General features: G+C 52.1%; 12 protein-coding genes and 1 pseudogene. 7 read left to right on the forward strand and 6 right to left on the reverse strand.

Going from position 1 to position 10,063, the window contains the following annotated elements; translation table 11 throughout:
- Nucleotides 1-106: 106 nt before the first annotated feature.
- Nucleotides 107-403 (reverse strand): PfkB family carbohydrate kinase, encoded by a 297-nt coding sequence (locus tag P3X23_RS01845; RefSeq protein WP_300872589.1) that lies wholly within the window; start codon nt 401-403, stop codon nt 107-109.
- 115 nt (nt 404-518) lie between these two features.
- Between P3X23_RS01845 and ndhC the strand changes: the two genes are divergently transcribed.
- Genes ndhC through P3X23_RS01865 form a run of 4 tightly spaced genes read left to right on the forward strand, consistent with a single transcriptional unit; the run spans nt 519 to nt 2,860 of the window.
- Nucleotides 519-881 carry a photosynthetic/respiratory NAD(P)H-quinone oxidoreductase subunit C gene (gene ndhC, locus P3X23_RS01850; RefSeq protein WP_300872591.1) on the forward strand — a complete coding sequence of 121 codons (363 nt, stop codon included), beginning with the start codon at nt 519-521 and terminating at the stop codon, nt 879-881.
- A 35-nt stretch (nt 882-916) separates the two neighbouring features.
- On the forward strand, nt 917-1,423 hold the full coding sequence (locus P3X23_RS01855; protein ID WP_300872593.1) for an NAD(P)H-quinone oxidoreductase subunit J: 507 nt from the start codon (nt 917-919) through the stop codon (nt 1,421-1,423).
- Nucleotides 1,424-1,428: 5 nt separating this feature from the next.
- Nucleotides 1,429-2,553, forward strand: coding sequence for a DNA-processing protein DprA (gene dprA / locus P3X23_RS01860; protein WP_300872595.1), 1,125 nt, complete (start codon nt 1,429-1,431; stop codon nt 2,551-2,553).
- 22 nt (nt 2,554-2,575) lie between these two features.
- Nucleotides 2,576-2,860 carry a DUF3288 family protein gene (locus tag P3X23_RS01865; protein WP_300872597.1) on the forward strand — a complete coding sequence of 95 codons (285 nt, stop codon included), beginning with the start codon at nt 2,576-2,578 and terminating at the stop codon, nt 2,858-2,860.
- On the opposite strand, the gene P3X23_RS01870 is transcribed toward P3X23_RS01865, so the two are convergent.
- Entirely contained in the window at nt 2,857-3,441 is a 585-nt protein-coding gene (locus tag P3X23_RS01870) for a J domain-containing protein (RefSeq protein WP_300872599.1), read from the reverse strand. The genes P3X23_RS01865 and P3X23_RS01870 overlap by 4 nt on opposite strands.
- Nucleotides 3,442-3,516: 75 nt before the next feature.
- Between P3X23_RS01870 and P3X23_RS01875 the strand changes: the two genes are divergently transcribed.
- The gene (locus P3X23_RS01875; RefSeq protein ID WP_300872601.1) at nt 3,517-4,290 is read left to right on the forward strand and encodes a WecB/TagA/CpsF family glycosyltransferase; all 774 of its coding nucleotides are present in this window, start codon (nt 3,517-3,519) and stop codon (nt 4,288-4,290) included.
- Here the strand turns inward: P3X23_RS01875 and P3X23_RS01880 are convergent.
- Complete coding sequence (locus P3X23_RS01880; RefSeq protein WP_300872603.1) at nt 4,258-5,481, reverse strand: YcjF family protein; 1,224 nt, start codon at nt 5,479-5,481, stop codon at nt 4,258-4,260. The two genes, P3X23_RS01875 and P3X23_RS01880, sit on opposite strands and share 33 nt — an antisense overlap.
- A gap of 555 nt (nt 5,482-6,036) precedes the next feature.
- Entirely contained in the window at nt 6,037-6,222 is a 186-nt protein-coding gene (locus P3X23_RS01885) for an NblA/ycf18 family protein (RefSeq protein WP_300872605.1), read from the reverse strand.
- 204 nt (nt 6,223-6,426) lie between these two features.
- Between P3X23_RS01885 and lpxD the strand changes: the two genes are divergently transcribed.
- Both lpxD and P3X23_RS01895 read left to right on the forward strand, forming a co-directional pair.
- Nucleotides 6,427-7,443 (forward strand): UDP-3-O-(3-hydroxymyristoyl)glucosamine N-acyltransferase, encoded by a 1,017-nt coding sequence (gene lpxD, locus P3X23_RS01890; protein ID WP_300872607.1) that lies wholly within the window; start codon nt 6,427-6,429, stop codon nt 7,441-7,443.
- 111 nt (nt 7,444-7,554) lie between these two features.
- The gene (locus P3X23_RS01895; RefSeq protein ID WP_300872609.1) at nt 7,555-8,514 is read left to right on the forward strand and encodes a hypothetical protein; all 960 of its coding nucleotides are present in this window, start codon (nt 7,555-7,557) and stop codon (nt 8,512-8,514) included.
- Here the strand turns inward: P3X23_RS01895 and P3X23_RS01900 are convergent.
- Together P3X23_RS01900 and P3X23_RS11885 are read right to left on the reverse strand one after the other, a co-directional pair.
- Nucleotides 8,511-9,653 carry a histidine kinase gene (locus P3X23_RS01900; RefSeq protein WP_300872611.1) on the reverse strand — a complete coding sequence of 381 codons (1,143 nt, stop codon included), beginning with the start codon at nt 9,651-9,653 and terminating at the stop codon, nt 8,511-8,513. The genes P3X23_RS01895 and P3X23_RS01900 overlap by 4 nt on opposite strands.
- Before the next feature lie 97 nt (nt 9,654-9,750).
- A pseudogene (locus P3X23_RS11885) lies at nt 9,751-10,063 on the reverse strand (hypothetical protein); the annotation flags it as partial.

Below are 10,063 nucleotides of genomic sequence, written 5' to 3' on the forward strand. Positions count from 1 at the left end.
ACTGTGGTGCTGTGAGTCATATTGGTTCTGAGGCAAGTATTGCTGTGTTGAGAGTATGTCAATTGAACTTCGTATCGGCTTCTCGTGAGGTTCCCGCTGGGGCTAATCACACAATCTGGAGATAGCAGCCCACCAGTTGTCCGCGCACTTGCCGCCTCGGCACCCCAGCCACCCGCTCTAACGCATCGATATAGACGCCCAACGCGGCCAATTCGGCACAGGCCTGCTCCCCCAAGGCATCCTCCCCCACCGCCCCCAAAAAAGCTGCATTGACACCCAACTTCACCAAACCGCAGGCGACATTGGCAGGGGCACCCCCCAGAAAACATTGGCGGGGAGTGGGGGGCGCCTCTAAACAGTCAAAGAGAACCTCGCCAGCACAAAGGACAGTGGGTTGGGACATTAGCGAATGCTTTGCTATAGGGCAATTTAGTTTTTTCTATTGATTTCTAGCCTAGCGATCGCAAGGGGAGTGTGTCAAAATGGTAGCGATTCCAAGATCGAGGAACCCAGCAACTGTGTTTGTTCTCAGTGGTTATGAGTATTTTCTTGGCTTTTTGATTCTCTGTGGTCTGGTGCCAGTACTGGCTCTAGGCGCCTCTGCACTATTACGTCCCAAATCGGGGCGCATGATTCGCTTGACCACCTATGAATCGGGGATGGAACCCATTGGTGGCGCATGGATTCAGTTTAATGTGCGCTACTACATGTTTGCCCTTGTCTTTGTCATTTTTGATGTAGAGACCGTCTTTTTGTATCCTTGGGCGGTGGCCTTCCATCAGTTGGGATTACTGGCTTTTATTGAAGCCTTAATCTTCATTGCCATTCTGGTCGTGGCGCTGGTGTATGCGTGGCGCAAGCGTGCCCTTGAATGGTCTTGAGTCAGTTAAGTGCCGTTGAGGTTGGAGCAGTAAAGATGAGTGACACCCCCGAGGCCGCAATTGTTGAAGCTGGCCCTGTATACCGCTTTTTACAGTCCCAAAACTTGAGCGTAGAATCCCTCGGTACCGACGCCTCTGGTGTAGAAATGCTCAAGGTGGATCGCGATCGCCTACTGGCGGTATGCCAAGCCCTCTATGCCGATGGCTTTAATTACCTACGCTGCCAAGCTGCCTATGATTCTGGTCCCGGTCAGGACTTGGTGAGCACATACCATTTGGTCAAGCTCAGGGATAACGCCGATCGCCCCCCCGAGGTGCGCCTCAAAGTCTTTGTTCCCCGTGACGATGCCCGCGTCCCTTCAGTCTATTGGATCTGGAAAACCGCCGATTGGCAGGAGCGAGAATCCTACGATATGTTTGGCATTATCTATGAAGGGCACCCAAATTTGAAGCGCCTTCTCATGCCTGAAGATTGGGTGGGCTGGCCGCTGCGCAAAGACTACATCACCCCTGACTTCTACGAGTTACAAGAAGCCTACTAACTCCCTTGGTTCCCGCTGATGCTGCCTATTGGTACAGTTGGTCCCAGATCCCCGGCCTTGGCCCTGTGTTACTCAAGCGCCTGTGGCAGCACTTTGGAGACTTGAAAACTGCTTGGGAAGCCCCTTTAGCAGCTCTCGCAGAAGTGGAAGGCATTGGTGCTAAGCTCCAAGGAGCAATTGCCCAAGCACGTCAGCAGTGTTACCCCCTGGCCCTTTATGAGCAGCACTGCCGGCAAAACCCTCACCATTGGGTGCTCAGCGACCCTCGTTACCCATCCCTGCTGCGGGAGATTCCCGACCCGCCACCCTTACTTTATTACGGCGGGGCTTGTGTTCTTCAAATTTTGAGCCAGCCTGCACCAACAGTGGCGATTGTCGGCACCCGCGATCCTTCAGAATATGCGCAGCGTTGGGCACACAAGTTGGGATACGCCCTTGGGCAGGCGGGGTTTATTGTTGTTTCGGGTATGGCAGCGGGCATTGATGGAGCCGCCCATCGGGGCTGTCTGGAGGCTGGGGGCGCTACCCTAGCCGTCTTAGCCACAGGTGTAGATATGATCTACCCGCCGGAGAATCGCCCACTGTACTACCAAATTTGTGAACGCGGGGGAATTTTGAGCGAGTATCCGAGGGGTGTGGGTGCTGATCGCCCCCAATTTCCTCGCCGCAATCGAATTATTGCGGGGCTGTGCCGTGCAGTGATTATTGCTGAAGCCCCCTACAAATCTGGTGCCCTCATTACTGCTCGCTATGCTGCTGAGTATGGCCGCGATGTCTATGTGCTGCCGGGGCATCTGGATAACCACCGAGCCAAGGGTGCCCTGAGCCTGGTCAATCAAGGCGCACAGATCATCCTAGGAGAAGAAGCCCTCCTCGAACAATTGGGGCATACTCCCCCCCTCGATCCAAGACCATTTTCAACCCCACCCCCAACGCTTTCGTTGCCCCAGCAACAGATTCTGCAGGCAATTCAGAACCTGAGCCAAGGCAGCAATAGTGTTGCTTTTGATAACATTGTGCAGCAGGTGGCTTTAGATACAGGTGTCGTGATGGCAGAACTAATGCACTTAGAGCTAATGGGTTGGGTTGAGCAACTGCCGGGAAATCGCTATCGCAAAACTGGACGTTAAAAAGTGGATCTTGGAAGGTAAAATGACAACTCCCCAGAACCTACAACATCCCCGCGAAGCCCAAGATCGATTAATTCTCGAGCGCCTCAAGCAAGAGGATATGAGTGATTACAATTTGGCGGAGTTAGGACGCCTGCTCATTCGCTACGATGGCTTTCCGGGCGCTGAAACGAATAAAAAACTCATGGCCGAACTCTTGGAAAAATGGCACCTTACGGAGGAGGAACTCTTTGAGCGCACCCGTGCTATCCATGCCCGAGGCGGTATTTACAAGGTGGGCAGCAGTAAGCGGGAAGACTGGACTTAAACTCCTTTGCCATAGAGACGATCTAAGGTACGAAAGTCTTTTTCTGCTTCTTGCCAGAGGGTGCGATTGTCTGGGTCAGCTTTTAGAGCCCGATGTAGGTATTCCCGTGCGGCTTGAGGCTGGCGATCGCGAATGAGTTGCCGCGCCCAGCACTGATAGGTGACGGCTTGCCACTGGCGTACTTCAGCATCTTGGGGCAATCGACTGGCCAAGCCTTCCACTAGGGAAATAGCGCGTTGATAGCAGCGATACTTGAGAAATTCCCGCAGTTGGCGATAGCTGGCATGTTTTAGTTTAATCTCAAAGGCAGAGAGGGGCGGGGGGGATTGAGCCTCGGATTTAATGGGGCTGACTCGCAAGGTAGGCAGGACGCGCACAAGTTTTTCGTAGGCCTGGTGCAGAAGAATAAACTTCTCATGGGCAGTGCGATCGCTAGGATTGACATCGGGATGATAGCGTCGTGCTAGGCGTCGGTACGCGGATTTCACTTGCGCTAAGGACGCTCCTTGTGGCAACTCGAGAACGCGATAGCACTCTTCTAAATTCATTCCCCAAGGCACAACATGACATCTGCTTTGCATTGTCGGATGTTCACTTTGGTTCTGCAACCAATGTTCTACGCTGGAATCACGTGAAGTATGCGGAGCAGACCCAGCGTGGAGTCAGCGCACATTTTAGGGACACGAATTGATGTCACCACCTACAGTCAAGCCTGTGATCTCATGGCTGAATGGATCGGTCAAGGCAAGGGGGGCTACGTGGTGGCGGCCAATGTTCATGTGGTGATGACGGGGGTGTGGCGATCGCCCTTCCAACGGGTGGTTAACGGTGCCCAACTGGTGACTTCTGACGGCATGCCCTTGGTGTGGGGCTTACGGCTCTTTGGCTTTCCTCACGCAGAACGGGTCTATGGTCCTGATTTGATGCTGGCGTTGTGCGATCGCGCCCAGCAGGAAGGCTGGCGGATTTTTCTCTATGGTAGTAAACCCCCGGTCTTGGAGCGGCTACAAGAGAATCTGAGAAAACGCTTTCCCAATATCCAGTTGGTAGGTGCCTACGCGCCGCCTTTTCGTCCCTTGACCCCCGCGGAGGAGGCCAAGGATCGCCAGCGCATCCTTGACAGTGGCGCGGATCTGGTCTTTGTCAGCCTTGGCTGTCCCAAACAGGAGGAGTGGATGGCTCGCCAACGTCCTTTTCTGCCGATTGTTTTGGTGGGTGTGGGGGCAGCCTTTAACTTTCACAGTGGCGTTGTGGCTCAAGCGCCTCGTTGGATGATGGCAATTGGCTTGGAGTGGCTCTTTCGACTCCTTCAGGAACCCCGTCGCCTCTGGCAACGCTATCTGATTAACAATCCCGCATTTGTTGTGCTTTTTGCGGGTCAACTCCTGCGCCACTGGCTAGGCCAACGGCAAGCCAAGAGAATGTCCTAGGTTTTGCAGAGGAGAGCGTCCCACCTGCTGCTGTGCCCACTGAAGGCTTTGCTGCAATCGAGTCACCAAAGGTAGGGATTTTGCTTGGGGAGCGGTCTCAAAGTAATGGATCAAACTTAACCCACTCAAGCGCAACACATAGGCTGCCGTTGCCCCCTGTAAACAACTTCCTGCTAGATAGGTGAGGGAATTGCCCTTGAGCCACTGCCCTAAGGATTGCGTGCCCAGTTCCACAGCCCCCAACTGCACCATTAGCCGCAGTAGCTCCTTGGCCAGGGGTTCGGCATCGGCTAAGCAAAAGGAGCGTTGGTAGATCTGCCCCAAGTCCCAGGTGAGGCGCACCAACAGCCCTCCGGCCATGACGAGATCTAGAAGAGGGAGAGGATTTACCGCTGTTGCCGTTACTACTAGCCATTGGTAGCGTTCAATGATGGGGGTGGCCCGCTCTTGGCGATAGTGGTTGAGGGCGGCTTGAGCCTGTTGATGGAGTTGTTGGGCACGGCGATAGGTGCCTGCCAAGACCAAATCCGTTCGCTTTTGCGTGAGACAGTGCACCAATGTGGAGGTGAGGGCTTGGGGATTGTGGGGGGCAAAGGGAATCAGTTGGTCTGGATTAATCTGGAGTTGTCGAAGTTGCTGCTGCAAATGCACTGCCACGCGATCGCGCTCCTGCACCATTTCTGGGGACCAGACCACAAAAACGTGATAATGGCCTGCCTGCAACACCCGCAGCATCTCAAACTCACTGGCGGTGAGGGCACTTGTTACCGTCAAAAGCACTAAGTCTGCTTGGGGTACCGTTGCCAATGTTTGCTGCTGAAGCGTACAGCTATCCAAGGGGAGTGTAGCGACAGCACGGTAAACCTGATTGACAGCATAAGCCGATTGCCCAAGGACACACACCTCAACTGCTGGGGAATCTAAGCGCTGCTGTAAGTGGCTGTGGGTTGCTTGCAAAGAGACTTGGCGATCTAGGGGAAGTGCCTGCAAAAGGCTCTGTGTCTCTGCTAGTTGCTTTGCGAGGAGTTGCGGATGCAGCGTAGGCTGGGCGGCTTTGACTTTTATTGGAACAGGCGATCGCCGCCAGTACCAATAGCCCAACCCTAGACCAAGAATCAGTAGCCATCCCCAGGGATGGTCATTTACCCAGCCACTCAGGATCAACAAAATGATGGCAGCAGCAATAGCCATGGCTTTTACCCCCAGCAAGAACCTCTGTTTGTTAGCTTACCCTGACTCGCGAGCAGCACTCAAACTGCCAAAGCGTAAGGTAAAGACAACTTGGATTTTGCGCCCGACTTTACTAAAAATGCAAGCACCTCTGACCTGCAATGGTCTCTAAGTTTGTGTATATTCAAAACTAGTCTCTTGACTCCGTTTAAGAGTGTTTGTTGAATCGACGGAGGCTTAAGTGCCAGAGCAAGATCGATCAATGAATACAGAGCTAGGCTAAAAACTTTACAACCGTCAAAAAATCAAGTACCCGCGGTGCTTGAATCAGAAAAGTGTTGGCCGTCTGAGTTGTTGGGGATAAGAACAAGACCTCTGTCGCAGAACTGATGCCTCTCAGCAGAGCTGCTCGATTCATCGTTTAATTTTGAGATGAGTATTGCCAACTGTATAGGGACTGGTTTGACATAAGCAAAAAAAATTGTGGTGCAGCCCCATATCCCCTACTTGATTCGACAGAGGAAGCAAGGTGGAGAAAGAGGTCCGTCCCACACATTTGTAATTTAGGCATGTGATTTAAGCAGCGCGTTTGACCAAGGAGCGAATGACGTTGTCTTTCATCATCAAAAGGCGAGAGGCTTGCAACAGTAGTTCACGAGCTTCCTGAAGGCTCATGGTATTCACTTGCTCCTCCATCAGCCGCATTTGAAACTCCTGTTCAAAACTGAGGTCAACATTCAACTCGGGAAAGCGTTGCTCCATAGAACGTACTCCTTACTCCATGCTATCGGCCATACGTGTTAAAAAATATAACAAACACATTGACAAAGTTGCCACTCAATGAATATCACTCGTGCAAAGGATAAAATGTTCAGCATGAACGATTTCGTTAAATTCTTGATTGGTTTTACAAACGAGACCTGATAGACTGAGCTAAAACTCAAATTCGATGGTGAGGACGGCAAGATGCGGCTGGCAGATGTGGCCGAACGGTTGGGGGCAACCCTCGACTGTCCAGAGCAGGGCGATCGCCCAGTGTTGGGGGTGGCGCCCCTAGAAACAGCAACAGCAACCGATATCTCTTTTCTGGCCAATCCTAGGTACACCGCCCTGCTGCAAAGTACGGAGGCAGCGGCTGTGTTTGTCCGTCCTGATTTTCAAGGGGAGGCCAGGTGTCCCCTGCTGCGGGTGCCCCATCCTTACCTTGCCTTTGCCAAATGTATTGAATGGTTTTATCCGCAACCCAAACCCGCCGCCAAAATTCACCCAACGGCAATTTTGGGTACCGATGTCGTCTTGGGAGCTGAGGTGACAATTGGAGCCTACACGGTAATTGGCGATCGCGTGCGCATTGGCGATCGCACAGTCATTGATAGTCATTGCACGCTCTATGATGATGTCGTGGTTGGAGCCGATTGCCGTATCTATAGCCACTGTGCCCTACGGGAACGGGTGCGTTTGGGCGATCGCGTCATTCTGCAAAACAGTGTCGTCCTAGGCAGTGATGGTTTTGGCTACGTCCCCCTGCCCGATGGTCGTCACTATAAAATTCCCCAAGTGGGTACTGTGGTCATTGGCAATGATGTGGAAATTGGTGCCGGCACAACAATTGATCGCGCCACCCTAGGGGAAACCACAATTGCTCAGGGTACGAAAATTGACAACCTGACAATGGTGGCTCACAACTGCGCCATTGGTGAAAATTCGATTCTCTGTGCCCAAGTGGGCTTAGCGGGTTCGACTCGCATTGGCAATCAAGTTGTACTGGCTGGACAAGTGGGGGTAGCGGGTCATTTAACCATTGGCGATCGCACCGTTGTCTCCGCTAAATCCGGCATTAGTAGCTCTGTACCGCCAGATAGTCGCATGGGCGGCATTCCGGCGATGGATCAAGCCCTTTACCTGAAAGCATCCGCTGCGCTGCGGCAATTGCCACAGCTACTGAAGCGGGTTCGCAAACTGGAAGCAAAGGTGGGGGAATAGCAGAGATACTCTAACTACGCTCTATAGTGGAATTAAAGGCTAGCGTTGCTTTTTTAGCATTCATCATCGGGTGAGGGGCAATGGGTCACATGAATCAGCAGCACTAAGCTTATGACTCCTCCAGCAGCCATTCGATTACTGCCCAGTGATCAAGAAGTCTTCCAAGCACTCCTTGGCTACCATGAACTAACGACCAAGGCAGAAAAACAGGCGGCTTTAGTTTCTTTGCTGCAGCGCGATCGCGCCCAAGTTATTGTCAAAAGCATTGCCCAAACTGTTTTTCCCCAAACCGCCTTTAATTATGCGCTTTGGATGCTCAACCATGACTTGGTGACACTGGACTGGCTTTATGACATCACCTATCACATTTCAACCCAAGGCTGCCAAGAAACCATTGATCTGCGTTTGCTCTACAGCAGCCTCCAACACCTCAGTCCGGCAGATGTGGCCATTGTCTTGGGTCAGACCGATGCTGCTCTGAAAGCTATTCGCCTCGACGATTTGGACTTACCCAGCTTGATTACCCAATTGGAGCCGGGAGTGGCCATTAGCCTCCTCTCATGGTTTGTTACCTTTAAGAAAATCATGACAGTGGATTTGGAATACATCAGCCAAATTGTCCAGAAAGTAAAACCCGCCGCTGCTCCTCCTCAAGAAACCACTGAAATTCACTCCCAGCCTCTCGTCCCTGAACCCCACATTATTGAGCTGACCCTCGAAGACAAGCTGCTGGATTTAAATTTGCAATTGGGGGGCACAGAAACAGAGATCTTGCCCAAGGTTTTAGATCGCTTTTTATTTCGGCGCACCCGTGACGATAAAGTCGTCTATCGTCCCAATACTCGCGTGGTACGCCTAGTCTGCGTCGGCGAAGAACACCGCGACATTCCCGTGCCGGTACGCAGTGCCAAAACGTGGCCACCGGGGGTCTATGTGATCTATCGCGAGCAGGAGTCGCTACAACTGATGCGCTTGCCGGACAATGAGTTCTACGAAATTTTACCCTTTGGTTCTGATCCGTATCTGCGCGCTGAAACAATCGCCCGTATGATCAAGGAAGAACAGCGCTAGCTATAAACGGGCAGGGTGAAGTGAAAGCAACTGCCTTTTCCTGGTTGAGAGTCCACCCAAATCTGGCCGTAGTGCATACGAATAATTTGGCGGCAAAGGGCCAGTCCAATACCATAGCCTTCAATGGTGCGATCGCGCTCAAGGCGAACCGTTTCAGCAAAAATTTTCTCCTGCTGCTCAATGGGAATACCAGGGCCACTGTCACAGACGCTAACTTGTACTTTTTGAGTCATGCGGTGAAACGCACTCAGGTGAATTTTGCCCCCTTCGGGAGTATATTTACAGGCATTGTCCAATAGGTTGACAAGCACCTGACGAATGCGATCGCCATCGCCATAGACCAAGGGTAAATCCAGAGGAATATCAGTGGTAAAGTGCTGCTTTTTGCGTTCAAAATTTAGGCGCACATCCTCAACCGTTTCTTGGCACAGTTGGCGCAGATCCAATTGCCGTGCCATAATCTGTAGTTTATCTTGGGGGCCGCGTGCCGCCAATAGTAAATCCGTAATCAACTGTCCCATCACCTGGGTTTGACTGCGGGCATGGTGAAACAGACGTTGGATGTCTTCGGAATGGAGCTGCGGTGCAGTTTCCTCCTGCAAATTGGACTCTAGGGTTTCAAGGGCAATGCCAACAGCCGTGAGGGGGTTACGCAACTCATGGGCCAACAAGCCAATAATCCGATCCTTGAACTGTAGTTGTTCAGCCAAGCGATCGCGCTCTTGACGCAGTTGAAACAGCTCATCCTTGAGGCGGCTTAGTTCCATGGAGCAATCCGACTGCTCCGCTGCCGACTTTTGCATATCCGCCTGTAAACCAAGGGCCACTTCCCGCTGCCAGCGTGGCCACCAATAGTCCACCTTTTGCAGTAGCTTGCGACCAGCGAGGGTTTGACGCGGTTCAGGACGGACTTTGATTAGGGCAGGGGTAGCAACCAGCTTGTACTCTTCCAAGAGGTAGGGTTGCTCACCAATGGGCACTACTTTTAACTCAAAGCTAAAGTTCGAGGGCAGTTGTTGGATGTGGGCTTGAATGGCAGCGGTTTCCTCTTCATCGCCCGGACGATTGGCAACAAACAGGAGCAAACTGAGCGGCGGTGTCGTTTCTTGGGTAGAACTGGCATCCGCAGACGCTTTCATTTAATCACCGGCGAGTATTCTCAAGGGCAATAAATTGCGCTTCCTGTGCCAGAAACACTAGAGAGCAATCAAAAGCTTAAGTAAACTACTGCTATTGCTACAATAGCAGCTTCCTACCCAACAGATTGCCCAAATTCAGGATTGGGTGTATAGACTCAATCCTGAATTCCGCAGACTTCTTGCGTCCTCTACGATTTGGTCTTACACTTGGACTTTCCCAGAAGCAGGCTGTAGCTTTCTTCGGGGAACAGTAGGCTTTGCCCCCCGTCCCGCAGGTCAAGAGTCGTAGCCCCTCTTCTCGGATGTTGATAGCAGCATTGATGTTACGATCTTGACTTGTTCCACCATTAGAACAAGTCCCAGTTCTGACCTCTAGTGGCAGGTTATCAACTTGATTCAAGCAAACGTTG

Origin of the sequence: Thermosynechococcus sp. Uc, assembly GCF_029335995.1 — a bacterium.
GTDB lineage: Bacteria > Cyanobacteriota > Cyanobacteriia > Thermosynechococcales > Thermosynechococcaceae > Thermosynechococcus.